This window comes from Aestuariivirga litoralis, from assembly GCF_015714715.1.
GTDB lineage: Bacteria > Pseudomonadota > Alphaproteobacteria > Rhizobiales > Aestuariivirgaceae > Aestuariivirga > Aestuariivirga litoralis_A.
The window spans coordinates 987,284-1,007,280 of record NZ_WAHS01000002.1 but is presented as its reverse complement, the minus strand read 5'-3'; the positions used below and the strand labels follow the sequence as shown (position 1 = coordinate 1,007,280).

The window sequence follows — 19,997 nt, the reverse complement described above, 5'->3', positions numbered from 1 at the left end:
TTGGCCCGGCATTTCGCCGTGGAATATGCGGTGCAATTCCGTTTGATCCTTCCCGCCCTGGCGCGCTACCGAATGCCCCTGCCATTAGGCGGCACGTCAAACCATTTCCGCAGTTTCGTGTTGCGCGACATTGGGGGATGGGACCCCTTCAACGTAACAGAGGACGCCGATATCGGCCTGCGCCTGGCACGGCTGGGCTACCGGACCAGCGTGCTGCATAGCATCACCTATGAAGAAGCCAATATAAGACTGGGCAACTGGCTGGCGCAGCGCGCACGCTGGCTCAAAGGTTTCATGCAGACCTGGCTGGTTCATATGAGATCGCCGCGGCGCCTCCTGCGCGAATTTGGGTGGATGGGCTTTCTTGCTGTACAATCCACCTTGTTCGGCGTGGCCCTGTCGGCATTGGTCCACCCGGTCTTTGTGGCCATCATGATCTGGCAGATCAGCCAGGGCAATTTCCTGCATCCCGGCCTTATTTCGCCTTGGCGCGAACTCAGTTATTTCTATCTAGGCACTCTGGGCCTGAGTTATGGATTGATGATGACATGCGGCGCTGCGGCGAGCCGTGGAATCAGGCTGTCCGGTCGGGTCTTCGTCATCGCGACAATGCCCTTTTATTTTCTGCTCACCAGTGTAGCCGGATGGATGGCGCTATGGCAGCTTATCCGGAATCCATATCATTGGAACAAGACACGGCACGGTCTCTCGCGGATGGCGCCGATGCAAATGAGCCGCGTGCCCCTGATCCGGAGCCAGCGTATTTCGAGCTAGTGCTTGATCGCCATGACCATGATGACGGATGGGCCCAGAATGACGATGAAAATCACCGGCAGGAAGAACAGGATCATCGGCACGGTCAGTTTAGGTGACAGGGCTGCGGCCTTACGCTCGGCTTCAGCCATGCGTTCTTTGCGGTTTTCTTCAGCAAGAACACGCAAGGCTGAACCCAGTGGCGTACCATAGCGTTCCGACTGGATCAGCGCGGTCACCACTGATTTCACGGTTTCCAGATTGGTGCGCTTGGCCAGGTTTTCCAGCGCCTTGCGGCGGTCTGGCAGATAGGCCAATTCGGCCACGGTGAGCTGCATTTCCTCGGCCAACGGAATGGACTGCGTGCCGATTTCTTTGGCGACGCGCTGCATGGCGGGCTCCAGCGCCATGCCGGACTCAATACAGATGAGCATCAAGTCCAGTGCATCAGACCAGCCCTTTTTAATGGATTTGGCCCGCTTGGACGAAATGTTCCTGACCACGATGCCGGGAATATAGGAGCCGAAAATAATGGCACCCATCACACAGAGCAAACGCATGCTGAGTGTCATGGTGCTGCCGGTCACACTGGACGTATAAACCAGCACGCCAATGGCGCCGACAATCGGAACAATTGCGCGCAGAGCCAGGAACATCGTCAAGTGGCGTTCGCGGCGCAGGCCCGCCGACTTCAGCATGTCCATCGTGCCTTCGGCTTCGAAGGCTTTACGCAGATTAAGCTTGGCCACAAGCTGAGCATAGATGCCGACGTTTTTCTTTTCACGCAGGCGCGTGGTTGAAAGTTCAAGCGTGGCCTTCTGCGCGGCACGCAGTCGATCACGTTCCGAAGATACGATCTTGACGCGCGCACCCAATTTGTCGGTTTCAAGATAGGGCGAAACGATTGTGTAAGCGGTGGCGAAGGCTGCCAGCGAGGCAAACAGAATGACTAGGCCTTCGGTTTGGGTCACGAGTGAAATGAGATCTGAGAACATCGCTTCTGCCTCAGATCTCGAAATTGATCATTTTGCGCATGATCAGAATACCGATGCACATCCATACACCGCTGCCGATCAGCAGCATATGCCCGGTGGAGGTGTTGAACAAAGGTGCCAGATAATTCGGATTGAAGAAGGCCATCATGCCGCAGACGATGAAAGGCAATGAGCCGATGATGGCGGCGGAAGACTTGGCTTCCTGCGACACGGACCTGATCTTCTGCTTCATCTTCTTGCGGTCACGCAGCACCTTTGAGAGGTTGCTCAAAGCTTCCGAGAGATTGCCGCCGCTCTTGGATTGAATGGCCATCACGATGGCCAGGAAGTTCACTTCCGGCAAAGGAATACGCTGGGTCATGCGCTCAATGCCCTGATCGATGGTGATGCCTACGCGTTGGCCTTCCACCACTTCGACAAATTCCGGACCTACAGGCGGGCCCTGTTCAGTGGCGATGATCTTCATCGCTTCGTTCACCGGCAGACCAGAACGCAGGCCACGCACCAGTACGTCGATCGCATCAGCGAAATCGTTGAGGAACTTGTTCTGGCGGCGGCCACGCAGATAGCCCAGCACCCAGCGCGGCAAGCCGAATACACCGGTAAAGCCGATCAAGCCCACGGCCCACAGTGGCGCACCAAAAACGAAGGACCCGGCGGCCAGCATGAAGCCCGACACTGCAGAGAACAGGATAAATGTGCGCGGTGAAATCTCAAGACCCGCCTGTTCGAGACGTTCTGTCAGGTTGAGGCGCTTCTTCTTGCCAGCCACCTGATCGAGACTGTCCTGAATTTGCTTTCGGCGAGAATCCTTGTTTTCCTCGGCATTGCGGCGCGCCTTGCCACCACCGTCGATGCGTGAATTGTTGGCGACAGCCTTTACGCGGCTGGTGGCGGGAGAGCCGCTGAACAGCGGAAACAGAATGGCGAAAATCAGCCCGCCTGCCGCTACCGCGACAACCAGGATGAAAACGGTGCCTGTCAGGTCATCTCCAAAGAACATGGTTCAACCTTATCCCGTTACTTGCGGCCCGCCGCGTCATTGCGCGCTTCAGCCTTTTCCATGGCTTCAGCCAAGCGGCGTTCTTCGCCATAATAACGTGCCTTGTCCCAGAAGGCGGGGCGGGCAATGCCGGTGGAGCGATGCGCACCAGCCACCTTGCCGTCAGACGCTTCGCCTTCGATTTCATAGACGAACAGATCCTGAGTGATGATCACATCACCTTCCATGCCCGTCACTTCGGTGATGTGGGTGATCTTGCGCGAACCGTCGCGCAGGCGGCTGGCCTGGATGATAATGTCGATTGAGCCGACGATCATTTCCTTGATGGTCTTGGACGGCAGCGAGAAGCCGCCCATGGTGATCATCGATTCCACACGGCTGATGGCTTCGCGTGGGCTGTTGGCGTGAAGCGTACCCATTGAGCCGTCATGGCCGGTATTCATCGCCTGAAGCAAATCGAAGGCTTCAGGTCCACGGACTTCGCCAACGATGATGCGTTCGGGGCGCATACGCAGGCAGTTCTTCACCAGATCGCGCATGGTGATGGCGCCTTCGCCTTCCAGATTGGGCGGGCGGGTTTCAAGACGCACGACATGGGGCTGCTGCAGCTGAAGTTCGGCTGCGTCTTCGCAGGTAATGATGCGTTCATCCGAGTCGATCGAACCGGTCATGCAATTCAGCAAAGTGGTTTTGCCGGAGCCGGTACCGCCGGAAATCAGGATGTTGCAGCGGACGCGGCCTATGATTTCGAGAATCGTGGCACCTTCCGGCGTGATCGAATTGAACTTGACCAGATTGGCCAGCTTCAAGCGATCCTTCTTGAACTTACGAATGGTGAGGGCGCAGCCATCGAGCGAAAGCGGTGGTGCGATCACGTTGACACGTGAACCATCGGGCAAGCGCGCGTCGCAGATGGGGCTTGCTTCATCGACACGACGACCGACTTGCGAAACGATGCGCTGGCAGACGTTGAGAAGCTGGGCATTGTCGCGGAAGCGCACGCCGGTCTTCTGCATCTTGCCATCGACTTCGATGAACACATCATTGGCACCATTGACCATGATATCTGCGATGTCGTCGCGTGCCAGCAAGGGCTCCAGAGGGCCGTAACCCAGCACGTCGTTACAAATGTCTTCGAGCAGTTCTTCCTGCTCGGCAATCGACATGACCACGTCTTTGAGTGAAATGATTTCGTTGACGATGTCGCGGATTTCATCGCGCGCCGCGCCACGGTCAAGCTGGCCGAGCTGCGTCAAGTCAATCGCGTCGATCAGCGCGTTGAAGATGGTGGTTTTGATATCATAGTAGGATTCAGATTTCTGCCGCTCGATTGACACGGCAGGCGCTGCTGCCACGGCCGGGCGCGCGGTGGGCTTCACATCAGGGATGCTGGGTGCTGCTGCGGCAGGATGCGGGGCAGCCGGCTGGGCCGCCGGTGCGGGCGGAAGCCTGAATGATGGTGCGCCTTCTTCGGACTTCTTGCCGAACATGAATTAGGCTTCCTTCTTTTTCAGCATCGAGAGTACCGATGACAGGCCGGATTTCTTGCCCGCCTTGGCAGCGGATTTTGGCGAGCCAACCAGACGTTCGCTGAGATGGCCGAGCAGTTCAGCGGATTTGGATTTGGGTGCCACTTCCAGGATCATCTGGCCGTTGCCCTGTGCGAGGCCAAAGGTTTGCGGATCATGCGGGATTGAAGCTACCGGCTCGAGGCCGAGCGCCTTGGCAAATTCGCTTGCTGGAATTTCCGGCCGCTTGGGCATGCCAACCTGATTGAGCACCAACAACGGCTGACGGTCATTGGGGCGCGCCGGCTTGAGCAAATCGAGAATATTCTTGGTGTTGCGCAGCGACGGCAATTCCGGCGTGGCGGTGACCACAATTTCATCGGCGTTCAGCAGCGTGTGCTTGACCCAGGGCGACCAGGCATTGGGCACATCGAGCACGATGACGGGCGCTGCCTGGCGCAACACGCCGAGCACGGTTTCCACCGCGTTGGATTCAATGCTCATGTCACGGTCGAGGGCACCCGAACCATTGAGCAGATTGAGCTTCTTGCCGAGGCGCGACATCAGGCGTTCCAGCAGGATCGAGTCCACGCGGTCCGGTGAAGCGAGCGCTTCATAGAACGAGCCGCCACCGTCCTGATTGTAGTTCAAGGCTGCCGTGCCGAATGAGAGATCGAGATCGGTGAGGATGGTTTCCAAATCAAAGCTATTGGATGTGGCATAGGCCACGTTGTGGGCCAAAGTTGACGAGCCCACACCGCCCTTGGCGCCAACAAAGGCGATTACCCGGCCCAAAGGTGCGGCCTTGGGATCATTATAGAGGGCAGCGACTGATTCAATGATGCGCAGCGAGTCGAGCGGCGCCACCAGGTAATCGCTGACGTGATTTTTCATCAGCTCGCGGAACAGCACGATGTCATTAACGTGACCGATCACCACCACCTTGGTGCCGGCGCTGCAAACTTCAGCCAGCTGGGCCAGTTGGTCCATGATCACGGCGGATGCGCCGCGCGATTCCACTATTACCAGATTGGGCGTGGTTTCATTGGCATAGTGTGCCGCCGCACCGAGGATGCCGCCGGAATGAATTTCAACATGGGCTCTCGACATGCGCCGGTCAGCGGCGGCCGAGGCCATCGCGTTTTCGGTGCGCGGGTCTTCACAGAACACGCCGATATTGATGCGCGGCACGATGGCCACGGGCAGAAGGTCGGATGCGGTGTGTTCAGCAGCGATGCTCATATCAAGTGATCCGGTAATGCTTATGGGGTGTAGCCATAGTTGGAAGGAATGGTGACTTCGTTGACCGAGCGCTCCTGGCGCTGGACAGCGAGAACAGAAGTGCCAGCCTGCTTGATGCTTGCCGGCTTCGGAACGTCCAAAGTTTCAGGATTGGCCACCATGGCGGCAATGTTGGACTGCACGGCGCAACCCAGATTGGGATAGCCATCATTGCTGGCCGTGGTGGTCAGGTCCTCACTCCAGTCGCCGCAGGTCTTGGTCTTGGCATAGGAAGAGACAAAGGAAATCCGCACCGGACCATTGCCGGCGCCGCGATAGGTTTCAAAATGAACTCGGTCCTGCTGAACGCCTTCTTCCGAGAGGACGCGGGCAACTTCGCCTGCGATCTGGAAGGACGGCCCCTTGCCGGAGGGGCGCGACACGGTCATCGGCGTGACACCGGCGGCCTGCGCCTGATGCACAAAGGAACGGACCGCATTGGTCTGTTCAAGGCTCAATCTGCCGCCGCGGGCATCGATCTGGAGGATCTGCGGGCCTTTCACCACTTCAATCGGGAAACGGTCTGAACCGCGCGATGGGGCAGGATCAGTTGATCCGGTCATCATCTGGTCAGCCATGCAGCCCGAAAGCGTGAACAGCGAAGCCACGAGTAGGAGCGAGGTGGTGAAGCGAGAGAAGGAAACTGTGTGATGTTGCATTTTCATTCCTCACTCACTCAACAATGTAGCCAACCTGGCCACCGTAACGGCCACGCGGAGCCTCTTTATCCTTGGAGCCATAGACGCGGTTCAGGCGGCCAAAGAGAACCGACTGCACGTCGGTTGCGTCATTAAAATTCTTCGCGGGAGATTCGAGCTGCTTCTGCGCCACGCTGCGTACAATGTGCGGCGTGACCAGCACGACGAGCTCCGTCTGGTTGCTGATGAATTCACGGCTGCGGAAAAGTGCACCGAGGATCGGGAGCTTCTTCAGGCCCGGCGTGCCATTGATATTCTGGCGCGTCGTGTCGCGAATCAGACCGGCCAGCATCATCGAGCCGCCATCCGGAATTTCAAGAACGGTGTCAGCAGCGCGGGTGGTGAGCGCGGGGACGCCACCGGCCTTGTCCAGCGAACCAAACTGCGGCTGGGTCAATTCGCTCACCGCTGTGTGGATCTTGAGATTGATGCGGCCCTCGGTCAGCACCGTGGGGGTGAAATCAAGGCCCACGCCATAGGGCTTGAATTCGATCGAGCACTGGCGGTCAGTGTTTGAGATATGGCAGGTCTGGTAGGGAAATTCGCCACCGGCTTTGAAAGAAGCCGCCTGGCCAGAAACGGCTGTCAGGTTTGGTTCGGCCAGCATGCGCAGCACGCCATCGCCTTCCATCGCACGGATGATGCTGGTGAAGCTGTTGCCAGCACTGTCGGCGGTGCTGATCCCATAGCCGGCACCCGGTGCCATTTCGACATTGGTGAAGGGATTGATGTTGGACAGGTTGAAGGCGAAGGAGCCGGCATTGATGGCAGCGCCGAAATTCACGCCCCACTGCTTCAGCACGTCACGCTGGATTTCGACGATCTTCACCTGCAGCATCACCTGGTCTTCACCGGCGATCTTGATAGTGTTGACGATCAGGCCACCGCCCGTGGTGGTGGTTGATGTGCTGGTGACGGTGACTTCGGCCTGGGCAATATATTGATTGGCCAGGTCGATGGCGGTTTTCGCTTCCTGGGCATTCATGGCGATGCCGCCCAGCACCACATTGGCGCCCAGCACATCAACGGTGATGTGGGTGCCAGGCAGCGTGCGGCGGATCAGGTTCTGCAGGGCCATGGTATCAACCGCGACCTCAAGGTCGAGCGCCATGATCTGCTGGCCACTGCCATCAAAGAAGAAAATGTTGGTGGAGCCCATCTTGCGGGCAAACAGATAAGCCGTGCTCTTGTTCTTGACGATCACGTCGACAATTTCATTGTTGCCGATCACCACGTCCTTGGCATCAGCCGGCAAGCTGACCACGGCAGACTTGTTAAGGGCCAAGCGGAAGAAGCGCGAGCTCTGCGACTGCTGGGGCGTCATGTCGGTGGCCTTGGCCATGCCGGCGGTAACGACCTGCGGCAGGATCACCGCCATCAGCAGGACGGCAATCCGGGCTGCGGCCTTGAGGCCAGAGCGAAGAGCGTAAGAAGAAGTGTTGATTTTGGTCATGTCAGTTGCTCGCACACACTCGGCCATCACAGATCGGCCGCATCGGATTCATTGCCAGCCCGCACCACGATGGGGCCTGCACCGCCATCGCCGGACTTGTTCTTGAAACGGCCTTCCAGTTCAGGCTCGATCTGGTCGGGCGACTTGCCCTCATTCTCGGCAATCGAGCGCAGGGCGAGCGAAAGCTCCCCGGTCGATTCGGCCTGGGCAATGGCCTCGGACTGTTCGGATGAAAGCTCGAGCGTTGCAGTTTCGCCCTTGTCCACCGAGACCTGACCGCCATCATCGGCCTGCTTGAAGATCTGGTTCACGGCCAGCACACGCACATTGCTGATCACCACCTGGCTGCGCGCGGCCTGCATGCCGGATTTCTTGTCGGTGAATTTGCGCGTCAGGATGACGTCAACACGGTCATTCGGCAGGATGAAGCCGCCGGCTGATGAGCGCGAGGAAATGGCGACCGAAATGGCGCGCATGCCCTTGGGCAGGATGGCGCTCATGAAGCTGCTGTTGGATGGCAGCAAAATCTTTTTGTCGATGATGGGTTCGCCGCCATAGATCGGCACGCGCACGCGCGCCAAGGCCAGATCGGTTTCCGCCGAGGGCTTGGCATCCCGGGTGATCATGGCGGGCATGACATTATCCTTGGGCCAGGCTTTCCAGCTCAGGCCATCAGACAACTTGTCGCCCATCTGAAGGTCTTTGCCGGCCACCAGCACGTCCACAGTCTCAGATTTGACGATGACTTCCTGCTGGACAACTTGCTTGCGGCTGAGCAGATTCTTGGCCATCAAGCCGGCAACAGCTGCGCAAATTACAGCTCCGGCAAGCGCCACTACACGCATCTTACTCATCAAATCACCTCACATACTCACGGACGGGACAGCGCCCACGACGGGCCAACATTGCCGTGCAAAGGTCAAATTATGGTTAAAGAATCCAAAATCCTTAGGCTCACGCCCAGGTGCAGCGCCTAGTTGATGGCGTTCATCCACCAGGTGTCCTTGAAGGCAATGATGCCGCCCAAGGCGAAGGCAAAACCGTAAGGAACATTGGGGCCCAAGGCCCGCAGCTTCTGGCCCAAACGTGCAAAGGGGGCTGCATCACCCTCAATCTCCCATGTCACCATGAAGGCCGACCAGAAGGCCACGGCAAGCGCCAGAACGCCACCGGCCAGCGCCGTCATGAACAAGAAGGGCAGCATGGATGCAGTTCCAAACCAAAGTCCAGCCGCAGCCATCAGCTTGGCATCGCCACCACCGAAAATCCCGGCCTGGAAAAAAAGAAAGCCGACCACAAAGAGAATGCCACCGGCTGCCAGGTGCGAGCCGAATTCCGGCCAGGGCATGTGGGCAGCCAGCGCCATCGGGAAAAACAGGCCAGCGGTGAGAAGTGTGAGCCAATTGGGGATGCGGAATGACATCACATCGCTGGCAGCGGCCAGGATCAGCAACGAAGGAAGAAGGAATACACAAAGATTTTGCAGCATGGCTCATCCTCATAACAAGCGGGGCTTTGGCTCGTTCTGCATTTCACATGCGCAGCGTAAAGGCGGGGTTAACCTTCAGGGTTTAGTTTTAGTGAGGAGCAGCGTTTGCATTTTGCTGCCGTGTCAGTTTGTGAGTTGCCCCGTTGGGCCGGAGTTTAAAGATGAAATTTGCCTCAGGCCTGAAATGGGCCTCCGCCGCCGTGCTGCTGATTGCGAGCGCAGGTTTGGCCCATGCCGGCATGCCTCTCGTTGTACAGATGGATCAGAGCCAGCTTCTGGAATTGCCCGCCGATCCGGGCACCATCATTGTCGGGAACCCGTCGATTGCCGACGTTTCGCTGAATGGCCGCCAGCTTTTCGTGCATGGGCATTCCTTCGGCGAGACCAATCTGATGATTTTTGACGGCAAGGGCCAGAAAATCGCAGATTTTGAAGTGACCGTGAGCCATGACACGCAGAACCAGCTCAGCCTCTATATGGGCAACAACACCAATGGCCCGACACGCTACACCTATTCCTGCGCGCCCAATTGCGAGCAGAACATGATGGTGGGTGACAACAACACTTACCTGCAGCAGACGCTTACGGGCAATGCATCCAAGCTGGGCTTTGCCACGGGCACCAAATCCGCTGGCGGCGGCGGGGGCGATGCAAGCGGCGGCAGCGCGGGCGCACAATAAGCGCCACTCCACCGTCATTTCCTTAAAATTTACCTTTTCTTTTCAGGCGGTGGAAACATTTCGCCCGCTACAATTCGTGCTGGTCTCAATGACGTGAAGACAGGACTTGTGCCCATATGCTGAAGCGATGGATTGCCAAATGCTGCATCTCCCTCAGCCGCTTTGAACGTTCGGAGCGGGGTGTGGCCGCCATTGAATTCGCTTTGCTGGCACCGCCGTTTTTCCTGATCCTGGGTGCGATCATGGAAACCGGCCTGATGTTTTTTGCCGAATACACGATCCAGACGGCGGTACAGGATTCTGCCCGACTGGTGCGCACTGGCCAGGTGCAGGGCGTGCTTTCCGCTTCGCAATTCAAGGCCAAGATCTGCAATCTGGTCAGCGTCATTCTGGATTGCACCAGCGGTGTTACCGTCTATGTCCGCTCGGCCACCAATTTTGCCACCCTGAAATCCACCGTGCCAGACTTCCTGACTATTGGCCCCACCGTCGGCAGCACGCAAGGTGCGAGCGCTTGCTATGATACCGGCACCACATCAAAGCCCGCTGTGGTGGTTGCCACCTATGACTGGAAGTTCAACATGCTGGGCATGAGCCAGCTGAGCAATATTTCCGGTGGCACCACGCGCCGGCTTGTCGGCTTTGCGATTTTCCAGAACGAGCCGTTCCCCTCGTCAAGCACATCGAGCTGCTGATGAAACAGATGTTCAAGCGTTTTCTCAAGGCACAATCTGGTGCTGCCGCTGTGGAAGCAGTGCTCATCCTGCCGTTTTTGTTCATCCTGTATTTCAGCTTGCAGGACTTCACCGCGCTGGTGACCTTCAACCGCAAGATCACTTTGACGTCGGCCACCCTCAGTGACACGATCGCGCAATATCAAACCACTGTGGTGCGCAGCGACATTACTGATATGTTCAACGCCGTCGGCATGATCATGCAGCCCACGCCTTCTGCCAATGTGCGCGTCAATCTCTATGGCTACTACCTCAATGGCACCACGCCCACGATCAGGTGGCAGGCGAATAATGGCTCTGGCCCGACCTGCGCTGCGCCCGATACCAGCACCTATGCGACCTTGATGACCTCTGGCAATGACCTCGTGGTGGCTGTCACCTGCATGAACTACACGCCCTGGGTGGCGACGTTCTTCGGCCAATCGCTGGTGGGCGGTACGACCTTCCTGCTCAGCCAAACGATCGCCTCGCGTCCGCGTGCTTCAGCCACTTTGAGCTGTGTGACCACATCGGGCGGCACCACCGCCTGCAGCAGCTAAATCCTCACGCGTCCTTCGGCGAACGGTAGCGCCAGCACAGGCGCTGCATGTCATCCTCATTCAGCTTGGCGCCGAAACTGGTGCAGGCCGACTGATCATCCCCCGGCATGAAAAAGCGGCATGAGGGGCACGTGCCAAAGCGCGGCTGATCCTGGCGCTTGGCTTCGCCCGCCAACAACTCATCCAATGCCTTGCCGAAACGGCGCCTGGTCTTGTCGCCCAAATCCTCAATGTCGGTTTCCAGGCTGAGCAGCGGATCCTTGGCGAGAAGATTGCGGCCCTCTGGCGTTAGCACCAGCGACACCGAGCGGGCATCGCCACTGCGTTCCACCGAAGTGACCAGCCCGCGCCGCACCAGCGCACGAATGGTTTGCGAAACCGTGCCCTTGGTGGCGCCGAGATATTGCGCCACCACGATGGGTGCGTTGGAAAAACGGTTGGCACGGGCAAGAAAGCGCAAGGCTTCCCATTGCGCCGGGACCAGACTGCCGGAATGGCCCGCCGCGCGGATGAGGCGCGCCAGGCGTTCGAGACGTTCCAGATCGCCTTCTGCGGCCTGCTGTTTTTCGGATTTTGACATGCCTGCCTTTGACATTGTGCAACTCAGCCAGTTTTTACCCGCTGCGGCAAGCCCCCACGAAAATTCTCCCGCCATTTCAACAAGGCTTGAATGCGCTTTGATAATCGGCTAGGCGCAGGGTCCCGCAAAAGAATATATGTTTTGCGAACCAGCGCCTCACACTTCGAGTCGTATTGCGGAGAGATGGCCGAGTGGTTTAAGGCGCACGCCTGGAACGCGTGTTTACGTGAAAGCGTAACGTGGGTTCGAATCCCACTCTCTCCGCCACTTTTTCTACATGGGCTGGAAGGGATCGCGCCGGGATCGCGGGCCGCATGATGCGAATCCAGGGAAATTGGTTAGTTGTCTGAGGCATATTGCTCGACAATCGCAAACTGCTATTCTCCACGGCAAGGAGTACCACCAAGTGGCGGCGAGCAGGCGTCTAGTTCCAATTTTGTCTGCAGATGTCGTGGGTTACACCCGGATGATCGAAGCCGACGAGTCTGCCGCGCACGAGCTTGTGTCGAGGGTTTTCCGCGAGCGCGTCGAACCGAGCATGACCAATGCCGGCGGGAGCATCTTCAAAACGATGGGCGACGGCATCCTGGCCGAATTCACCAGCCTGGTATCTGCCATGGAATGGGCCGCTCAACTTCAACAAGAACTTTTCGATTCACCTCTGAGGGCGCCTGACAGTTTGCCGCTCAGATTTCGGATCGGAATTGTTCTCGCCGATGTCATGGAGGAAGGTGCGGATCGTTTTGGGGAAGGCATCAATCTGGCGGTGCGCGTGCAAGCGAGGGCGCCACCTGGCGGGATGTGCATCACCAAGTGGAGTCACGAATACCTTGCCGGCAAACTTGATTTGGTTTTCGACGATATTGGATCACAACCCCTCAAGAATGTGACCAAGACCGTGCGGCTCTTCGTCTGGCATCCTGATCGGCGGGTGCAGCAGGCTGCCGTCAAAGAGGCATTCGGCGCACCTTCCCAAGCGACGCAGGATTTTGGCCGCCCATCCCTTGCCGTGCTTGCTTTTGAAAATATGTCCACCGACCCGGAACAAACGCATTTTGCCGATGCTGTGGTTGAAGAGCTGACGGCGACTTTGTCTCGCGTGGGAGATTTCCTGGTCATCGCCCGCAACTCCGCGTTCGCCTACAAGGGAACCAATGTTGACGTCCGCCGTATTGGGCAGGATCTCGGCGTGCGCTACCTTCTCGAGGGCAGCGTGAGAACCGCTGGCGAGCGGGTGCGGATCACAGCTCAACTTATCGAAGCGGAAACGGGATCGCATATCTGGGCGGGCAAGGAAGAAGGCACGCGTTCTGATCTATTCGATCTTCAAGACCGTATCGCGGAGATGGTTGCAGGAGCCGTGTACCCTTCGGTGCGTCGCGCCGAGATTGAAAGAGCACGCAAGAAGCGGCCGGACAATCTTGAAGCGTATGACTTGGTGATGCGAGCACTTCCATATCTCTGGGCACACCGCATGTACGAGAATCCGGTCGCCATCCAGCTGCTCGATAAAGCCCTCAAACTCGATCCAAACTACGGACTTGCGGCAGCCCTATGCGCGTGGGCCCATGCTCAGCAGGTGGCTTATCAGTGGACTGAAAACAATGGCGGTGAACGCCTCAAGGGGTTAGCGCTTATCGAACGGGCCGCTGCATCGGTACAGGACGATGCCACGGGCCTCACCGCGCTGGGAACTGCGGTGATGTTGCTGGAGGGCAACGCCGCACGCGCGCTTTCTTTCGTCGACAGGGCGCTGAAGCTTGACAAGAACCATGCATGGGCCTGGATGCGGCGCGGTTTCGGTCTTGTCTATGTCGGAAAGCCAAAGGAGGCCTTGGAGTCCTTCGCGCGTGCTGAACGGCTTTCGCCGCTCGACCCGTTCGCCTTCAACATGCGTGTCGGAATTGGGCTTGCTCACTTCTCCCTTGGAGATCTGGAAGAAGCCATGCGTTTCGCCCAGATGGTACTCGATGAGCGGCCAGGACTTTCCTGGCCACTGCGTGACATGGCGGTTTATAAGGCTACCGTCGGAGATTTCGAGACGGCGAAGCGCGCCCTCGCCACGTTCGCCGATGGGCGTCCGCCCATGGATGTTGCGAGCGTTCGTGACAGCCTGAAGTTTATGCATGCGCCGTTGCTCGAAAAGTATCTCGCAGGACTTCGTCTCTCAGGTTTACCCGAGACGCATCCTCCAAAAGAGTCATGAATGCGCCTGTAGCTATCCCAGCTTAGGAGGGAGGCCGATGGGGCAGATACTCGCTCTGCCCCTTTCCTCATCCTGACTACTGGCAACCTGCGGGTCATTACACCAGCTTAAGATGCAATGACGGGGTGCCGGGTGTAGGCAGCGGGCATGACGCTGCTCAAAATACTTATCCTCTCCGTCATCCAAGGTTTTACTGAACTCCTGCCGGTTTCCAGCTCGGCACATGTGATCGTCGCAGAGCGATTGCTGGGGCTTGACCCCACTGCGCCGGAGATGACGCTGCTTCTGGTCTTGCTGCACACCGGAACCATGCTGGCGGTGATCGTGTATTTCCGAAAAGCATGGCGCAATGCCTATTTCGCTTCGTCTGCCGCATTGGGGCGCATGGCGCTCAATCTTGTGCTGGCCACGGCCTTGACCGGCCTTGTCGGACTGGCCCTGCAGGCGGCCATCAAGCATTGGTTTGCGGGTGACGCGGTACAGTTCGAGATTGAGCAGATTTTCGGCAATCTGCATCTCATCGCTGCCAGCCTGGCATTGGTGGGAGTGTTGATCATTGCATCTTCTTTCGCGCGTCCAAGAAGTGATGGAAGCTTCACCCTGGCGCGTGCCGGAATGGTGGGACTGGTGCAGGGCCTGTGCCTGCCGTTGCGTGGCTTTTCACGTTCAGGTGCCACGATCTCCACCGCACTCATCAGTGGCATACCGCGGCAGGCGGCGGAGGAATTCAGCTTTGCTTTGGCGGTGGTGCTTACGCCTTTTGTGGTGGGCCGCGAAGCCTGGCGTTTCCTGCATGCCAAGTCTGGTCTCGTTGCGGGTGACTGGCTGGGTTTCATCTGGCCGGGCCTGCTCGGCCTGTTGTTCAGCTTTGCTGCGGGGCTGGTGGCGTTGCGCTGGCTCTCCAGCTGGCTGGGTACCGGCCGGTGGCACTGGTTCGGCGTTTACTGCCTGGCGGCGGCCGGCTTCGCGTGGTGGCTTGGCAGCTGAACAACTCAAGGTATTTCCGCCTTGCAATTGCCCCTTTCCTGAGCTATCCGCCCAGCCACTGAGAACAGGAACCTTTAGGTGCCTGCTGAACGGGGTGCCGGGCCAAGCTCGCCGCACCCCAAATTGTTTCAGAGAAAGCGCGATAGCTCAGTTCGCTGCTCCCTCCTGAAACGCTCCAGCCGCTGCCTCATGCAGCACGCGCCGTTTGGATTGCCCAGCTGAATGCGGGCCCTCGCGCGTATAGAAAGCAAGACCTCATGGCGAAATCCGCCGTTTCGATGAACCCCACCAAATCCGATTTTGAATCTCTCCTCGAGGAGAGCTATGCCGACCGCCCCGTATCCGAAGGCTCCGTCGTCAAGGGCAAGGTCCTGGCGATTGAAAATGACCTGGTGATCGTTGACGTTGGCCTGAAGACCGAAGGCCGCATTCCGCTGAAGGATTTCGACCAGCCCGGCAAGCCTGCCGACATCAAGGTTGGCTCTACTGTTGAAGTTTACCTGGAACGCATTGAAAATGCCTTGGGCGAAGCCGTGCTCAGCCGCGAAAAGGCCAAGCGCGAAGAGGCCTGGGTGCGCCTGGAAGAAATGTCCACCAAGAACGAGCGCGTCGATGGCGTGATCTTCGGCCGCGTCAAGGGTGGCTTCACTGTTGATCTCGGCGGTGCTGTGGCCTTCTTGCCCGGTTCGCAGGTTGACGTTCGCCCGATCCGTGACGTTGGTCCGCTGATGCATGTGTCGCAGCCCTTCCAGATTCTAAAGATGGACCGCAAGCGCGGCAACATTGTTGTCTCGCGCCGCGCCATCATGGAAGAGACCCGCGCTGAACAGCGTTCGGAACTCGTGCAGAACCTTGCCGAAGGCCAGGTTGTTGACGGCGTTGTGAAGAACATAACCGATTACGGTGCATTCGTTGACCTGGGCGGCATTGACGGCTTGCTGCACGTCACTGACATCGCCTGGAAGCGCGTGAACCATCCGTCGGATGTGCTTGCCGTTGGCCAGACCGTGAAGGTGCAGATCGTCCGCATCAACCCGGAAACCCAGCGCATTTCGCTGGGCATGAAGCAGCTCGACAAGGACCCATGGGATGTGGTGGCTGAAAAGTTCACCGTTGGCACCAAGGTCAAGGGCAAGGTGACCAACATCACCGATTACGGCGCATTTGTTGAACTGGAAGACGGCATTGAAGGCCTCGTCCACGTTTCGGAAATGAGCTGGACCAAGAAGAACGTGCATCCGGGCAAGATCCTGTCGACCTCTGAACCGGTTGAAGTTCAGGTCCTGGAAATCGACTCGTCGAAGCGTCGCATCTCGCTGGGCCTCAAACAGGTGCAGCAGAATCCGTGGGTTTCCTTCGCTTCGAAGTATCCGAAGGGCACCGTGGTTGAAGGCGAAGTCAAGAACATGACCGAGTTCGGCCTGTTCGTTGGCCTCGATGGCGATGTGGACGGCATGGTCCATCTCTCCGACCTCGACTGGAAGCGCCCCGGCGAAGAAGCCATCAAGGACTTCAAGAAGGGCGATATCGTCAAGGCCCAGGTTCTCGATGTGGACCAGGAAAAGGAACGCATCTCGCTCGGCATCAAGCAGCTCACCGAAGGTGGTGCTGGCGCTGGTGCGGCAAGTGCATCCGCTGGCGGCGCTCCGCGTGCTGCTGCCGGTGGCACGCCGCGCAAGGGCGAGAAGGTCACCTGCGAAGTGATGAAGGTGGAAGACGGCGGGCTTGAAGTCCGCATCGTCGGCACCGACATCACCGCTTACGCCAAGCGTGGCGACCTGGCCCGCGACCGCAGCGAACAGCGCAGCGAACGTTTCGCCGTGGGCGAGAAGTTCGATGCCGTGATCGTGGCCATGGATGCCAAGGCCCGCAAGGTCAACGTTTCGATCAAGGCGATGGAAATCGCCGACGAGCGTGAAGCCGTGGCCCAATATGGCTCGTCGGACTCGGGCGCTTCGCTGGGAGACATCTTCCAGGCTGCCCTGAAGAAGAAAGAAGAGCAGAAGTAATCACGCACACTTTCTTTAAGTGTTTGAGGCCGGGGAACAATCCCCGGCCTTTTTTGTTCCCTGATGTGATGTGCACCTAAAATGTAACAACGTCGGATTTAGTTAGAATTTTATCGCGCGAAATGGATTCGAACGCTGCTTGACCTTTCGGGCGTTGGCACTAAAGTCATGAAATCAAATCGCTTAGGAGGAAGAGCCCGTGATCAAGTCTGAACTGGTCCTCAAAATAGCTGAAAAGAACCCCCACCTTTATCACCGTGACGTGGAACGTATCGTCAACCGGGTATTCGACGAAATCATCAACACGATGAAGGACGGCAACCGGGTGGAATTGCGCGGCTTTGGCGCTTTCTCGGTCAAGGAACGCCGGGCCCGCACTGGCCGCAACCCGCGCACCGGTGAATCGGTGGAAGTCACTGAAAAGCGTGTGCCCTTTTTCAAGACCGGCAAGGAGCTGCGCAACCGGCTCAATGGCAAGGACTGACCTTGCGCCGGATTTTCCGCTGGCTGATCGGCCTGCCCCTTTTCATCATCGTCATGGGTTTTGCAGTCGCCAACCGGCACTGGACCCAGCTTTCACTTGATCCCTTCCACGAAACAGCACCGAATATCGCGGTAGAGCTGCCTTTGTGGCTGCTGCTGTTTGTCGGAATTTTCATTGGCGTGTTTGCCGGCTGGTTCTTCTGCTGGCTGGCGCAGGGCAAATATCGCCGGCTGGCGCGCGAGCGTGCCCGTGAGGTCACAAGGCTGAATACTGAACTGGCCGAGGCGCGTCAGGGGCCACAAAGAATGGATGCACAGATGCTGGCGCCACTTCCGGGCATCATGCCGTGAAGGTTTTTACCGCGGCCGATCTCGCCGCTTGCAGCTACGGCGATTACATTGAGGCCTTGCGCACAGCCTTTCAGGGCCAGGTGACGGCACCACAGCGCTTTGTGGACGATACCGGGCCTGCCACCACCTTGCTGATCATGCCGGCCTGGGATCAACGTTTCACTGGCATCAAGACAGTGACTGTGAAGACTGACAATGGCCCGCTGGGCCACCCCACCGTACAAGCGTCCTACCTGCTGATCGACAACGAAACGGGTGCGCCCGTCGCTGTGATGGATGGCACCGAACTCACAAGGCGGCGGACGGCGGCGGCATCGGCTCTGGCCGCAGATTATCTGGCAGCCAAGACTGCATCTACGTTGCTGCTGGTGGGCGCTGGCGCACTCGCACCGCATTTTGCCCGTGCGCATGCGGCAGTGCGGCCGATCAAGCGCGTGATGGTTTATAACCGCACACCGGAAAAGGCCGTTTCCGTGGCGCAGGAGATTGGCGGCGAGGCCATCTCTGATCTCGAAGCCGCCATGGCTGAGGCCGATATCATCACAGGCATTACCTCTGCCACTGGCCCGGTGATCAAGGGCGCCTGGGTTAAGCCCGGCACGCATATTGATCTGGTCGGCGCCTACAAGCCGGAATCACGCGAGACGGATGCTGCTGCGGTGGCCATGTCGCGCGTGTTTGTGGATACGCGAGACGGCGCGCTGCATGAAGCGGGCGATTTGCTGATGGCGCAGAAGGAAGGCCAGTTCAAATGGGACGCGATCCAGGCTGATCTGTTTGAGCTGACACAGGGGAAGATGCTGGGCCGCAAGACCGATGCGGAAGTGACGCTGTTCAAGTCATCCGGCACCGCGCTGGAAGACCTGGCAGCAGCGGCGATGGTGTATTTGCGCGCGTCCTGAATTCGCGCTAGGGCAAGCCCATGCCCCAGAACAACCCCATCTGTGTTGCCCTTGATACGCCTGATGTTGCCAAGGCCCGCGCCTTGGCGCGCGCGGTGAAGTCGCATGTGGGCATGCTGAAGATCGGGCTGGAATTCTTCTACGCCAATGGTGCGGCGGGTTATGAAGCGGTAGCGGCTGAGGGCGTGCCGATCTTCCTTGATCTGAAGCTGCATGACATTCCCAACACCGTGGCGCAGGGGCTAACTTCGCTGCTGAAGCTGTCGCCCGCACCGGTCATCACCAATATTCATGCCGGTGGCGGCCTCGACATGATGAAGGCAGCGAAAGATGCAGTGGGCGACAAAGTGAAGCTGATCGCGGTCACCATCCTCACTTCTTTGTCGGACGAGAATATCTGGGCGGCAGGTTTTGATACCCGCAAGACCGATGAGCATGCGCTCAATCTGGCGAAGCTGACGCATCAGGCCGGGCTTGACGGTGTTGTGTGCTCGCCACTTGATCTCGCCGCCATCCGCAAGGAACTGCCGCGCGACTTCCTGACCGTGGTGCCCGGTATTCGCCTCGCAGATGCCGCCACGCACGACCAGAAGCGCGTGGCCACACCGAAGGCCGCGGTTGAAGCAGGTGCAAACGTGCTGGTGATCGGCCGCGCCATTACCGGGGCTACCGATCCCGCCAAGGCGGCGGCTGATATTTTTGCGAGCCTGAAATGATCATCGTCAAGATCTGCGGGCTTTCTACGGCAGAGACAATGGCTGCGGCGCTTGATGCCGGGGCGGATATGATCGGGCTGGTTTTTTATCCACGCTCGCCGCGCAATGTTTCGCTGGAGCAAGCCACTTCGCTTGCGGAACAGGCACGGGGCCGCGCCAAGATTGTGGTTCTCACCGTTGATGCCGATGACATGTTGATCAAGTCGATCATCAATGCCGTGAGGCCGGACTACCTGCAGGCGCATGGTAGCGAAACGCCGGAACGGGTGGCGGAGATTACCTCCAAATATAATGTACCTGTGATCAAGGCCATCAAGGTAAAAGAGGCCGGTGATGTGGCCTCTGCCAAGGCCTACAAGGATGTCGCCGCACTCATCCTATTCGACGCCAAAGCCCCGGAAGACCTACTGCCGGGCGGCAATGGGCTATCCTTCGACTGGAACCTGCTAAAGGGCAAAGACGGGCAATTCATGCTGTCTGGCGGGCTCAACCCCGACAATGTGCCCCATGCCATCGCGCTCACCAAGGCCCCCATGGTAGACGTGTCCTCCGGGGTGGAAACAACCCCCGGAAACAAGGACATGGCCCTCATCAGATCATTCATTGCGCGGGCGAAATCCGCCCGCTAGA

The 19,997-nt window shown here is 58.3% G+C and carries 21 protein-coding genes and 1 tRNA gene; 13 read left to right on the top strand and 9 right to left on the bottom strand.

Annotation, left to right across the window (positions count from 1 at the left end; translation table 11 throughout):
- On the top strand, positions 1-774 hold a 774-nt coding region (locus tag F8B91_RS16690), incomplete at its 5' end, for a glycosyltransferase family 2 protein (RefSeq protein WP_196504966.1).
- On the opposite strand, the gene F8B91_RS16685 is transcribed toward F8B91_RS16690, so the two are convergent.
- The 8 genes from F8B91_RS16685 to F8B91_RS16650 all read right to left on the bottom strand — a co-directional run bounded on the left by F8B91_RS16685 (position 771) and on the right by F8B91_RS16650 (position 9,180).
- Positions 771-1,748, bottom strand: a complete 978-nt coding sequence (locus F8B91_RS16685) for a type II secretion system F family protein (RefSeq protein WP_196504965.1) — start codon at positions 1,746-1,748, stop codon at positions 771-773. The two genes, F8B91_RS16690 and F8B91_RS16685, sit on opposite strands and share 4 nt — an antisense overlap.
- 10 nt (positions 1,749-1,758) lie before the next feature.
- On the bottom strand, positions 1,759-2,751 hold the full coding sequence (locus F8B91_RS16680) for a type II secretion system F family protein (protein WP_196504964.1): 993 nt from the start codon (positions 2,749-2,751) through the stop codon (positions 1,759-1,761).
- Positions 2,752-2,768: 17 nt separating this feature from the next.
- Complete coding sequence (locus tag F8B91_RS16675) at positions 2,769-4,241, bottom strand: CpaF family protein (RefSeq protein WP_196504963.1); 1,473 nt, start codon at positions 4,239-4,241, stop codon at positions 2,769-2,771.
- Between the two features lie 3 nt (positions 4,242-4,244).
- A complete protein-coding gene (locus tag F8B91_RS16670; RefSeq protein ID WP_196504962.1) occupies positions 4,245-5,501 on the bottom strand; it encodes an AAA family ATPase in 1,257 nt (418 codons plus the stop codon).
- Positions 5,502-5,521: 20 nt separating this feature from the next.
- Positions 5,522-6,199, bottom strand: a complete 678-nt coding sequence (locus F8B91_RS16665; RefSeq protein WP_196504961.1) for a CpaD family pilus assembly protein — start codon at positions 6,197-6,199, stop codon at positions 5,522-5,524.
- A 13-nt stretch (positions 6,200-6,212) separates the two neighbouring features.
- Positions 6,213-7,691 carry a type II and III secretion system protein family protein gene (locus tag F8B91_RS16660; protein WP_196504960.1) on the bottom strand — a complete coding sequence of 493 codons (1,479 nt, stop codon included), beginning with the start codon at positions 7,689-7,691 and terminating at the stop codon, positions 6,213-6,215.
- A 26-nt stretch (positions 7,692-7,717) separates the two neighbouring features.
- Complete coding sequence (gene cpaB / locus F8B91_RS16655; RefSeq protein ID WP_196504959.1) at positions 7,718-8,545, bottom strand: Flp pilus assembly protein CpaB; 828 nt, start codon at positions 8,543-8,545, stop codon at positions 7,718-7,720.
- A gap of 119 nt (positions 8,546-8,664) precedes the next feature.
- Positions 8,665-9,180, bottom strand: coding sequence for an A24 family peptidase (locus tag F8B91_RS16650; RefSeq protein WP_196504958.1), 516 nt, complete (start codon positions 9,178-9,180; stop codon positions 8,665-8,667).
- 161 nt (positions 9,181-9,341) lie between these two features.
- On the opposite strand from F8B91_RS16650, the gene F8B91_RS16645 reads away from it, so the two are divergent.
- The 3 genes from F8B91_RS16645 (at position 9,342) to F8B91_RS16635 (ending at position 11,133) form a co-directional block, all read left to right on the top strand.
- Positions 9,342-9,860, top strand: coding sequence for a pilus assembly protein N-terminal domain-containing protein (locus F8B91_RS16645; RefSeq protein ID WP_196504957.1), 519 nt, complete (start codon positions 9,342-9,344; stop codon positions 9,858-9,860).
- A gap of 116 nt (positions 9,861-9,976) precedes the next feature.
- Positions 9,977-10,555, top strand: a complete 579-nt coding sequence (locus tag F8B91_RS16640) for a TadE/TadG family type IV pilus assembly protein (RefSeq protein ID WP_196504956.1) — start codon at positions 9,977-9,979, stop codon at positions 10,553-10,555.
- On the top strand, positions 10,555-11,133 hold the full coding sequence (locus tag F8B91_RS16635; protein ID WP_196504955.1) for a TadE/TadG family type IV pilus assembly protein: 579 nt from the start codon (positions 10,555-10,557) through the stop codon (positions 11,131-11,133). Before F8B91_RS16640 ends, F8B91_RS16635 begins: the two co-directional genes overlap by 1 nt.
- 4 nt (positions 11,134-11,137) lie before the next feature.
- Here the strand turns inward: F8B91_RS16635 and F8B91_RS16630 are convergent, their stop codons facing one another.
- Entirely contained in the window at positions 11,138-11,713 is a 576-nt protein-coding gene (locus F8B91_RS16630; protein WP_196504954.1) for a MarR family winged helix-turn-helix transcriptional regulator, read from the bottom strand.
- 177 nt (positions 11,714-11,890) lie between these two features.
- On the opposite strand from F8B91_RS16630, the gene F8B91_RS16625 reads away from it, so the two are divergent.
- The 9 genes from F8B91_RS16625 to F8B91_RS16585 all read left to right on the top strand — a co-directional run bounded on the left by F8B91_RS16625 (position 11,891) and on the right by F8B91_RS16585 (position 19,996).
- Positions 11,891-11,980, top strand: a tRNA-Ser gene (locus tag F8B91_RS16625).
- A gap of 199 nt (positions 11,981-12,179) precedes the next feature.
- Positions 12,180-13,919: an adenylate/guanylate cyclase domain-containing protein gene (locus tag F8B91_RS16620; RefSeq protein ID WP_246715311.1), complete on the top strand. Its 1,740-nt coding sequence runs from the start codon at positions 12,180-12,182 to the stop codon at positions 13,917-13,919.
- Between the two features lie 147 nt (positions 13,920-14,066).
- Positions 14,067-14,906, top strand: coding sequence for an undecaprenyl-diphosphate phosphatase (locus F8B91_RS16615; protein WP_196504952.1), 840 nt, complete (start codon positions 14,067-14,069; stop codon positions 14,904-14,906).
- Positions 14,907-15,163: 257 nt separating this feature from the next.
- The gene (gene rpsA / locus F8B91_RS16610; protein WP_196504951.1) at positions 15,164-16,915 is read left to right on the top strand and encodes a 30S ribosomal protein S1; all 1,752 of its coding nucleotides are present in this window, start codon (positions 15,164-15,166) and stop codon (positions 16,913-16,915) included.
- A gap of 199 nt (positions 16,916-17,114) precedes the next feature.
- A complete protein-coding gene (ihfB, locus tag F8B91_RS16605) occupies positions 17,115-17,399 on the top strand; it encodes an integration host factor subunit beta (RefSeq protein WP_196504950.1) in 285 nt (94 codons plus the stop codon).
- A gap of 2 nt (positions 17,400-17,401) precedes the next feature.
- Positions 17,402-17,749 carry a lipopolysaccharide assembly protein LapA domain-containing protein gene (locus F8B91_RS16600; protein WP_246715309.1) on the top strand — a complete coding sequence of 116 codons (348 nt, stop codon included), beginning with the start codon at positions 17,402-17,404 and terminating at the stop codon, positions 17,747-17,749.
- Positions 17,746-18,651: an ornithine cyclodeaminase family protein gene (locus tag F8B91_RS16595; protein WP_196504949.1), complete on the top strand. Its 906-nt coding sequence runs from the start codon at positions 17,746-17,748 to the stop codon at positions 18,649-18,651. Before F8B91_RS16600 ends, F8B91_RS16595 begins: the two co-directional genes overlap by 4 nt.
- 20 nt (positions 18,652-18,671) lie before the next feature.
- Positions 18,672-19,367 carry an orotidine-5'-phosphate decarboxylase gene (gene pyrF / locus F8B91_RS16590; protein ID WP_196504948.1) on the top strand — a complete coding sequence of 232 codons (696 nt, stop codon included), beginning with the start codon at positions 18,672-18,674 and terminating at the stop codon, positions 19,365-19,367.
- Positions 19,364-19,996 (top strand): phosphoribosylanthranilate isomerase, encoded by a 633-nt coding sequence (locus tag F8B91_RS16585; protein WP_196504947.1) that lies wholly within the window; start codon positions 19,364-19,366, stop codon positions 19,994-19,996. Before pyrF ends, F8B91_RS16585 begins: the two co-directional genes overlap by 4 nt.
- Position 19,997: the final 1 nt, after the last annotated feature.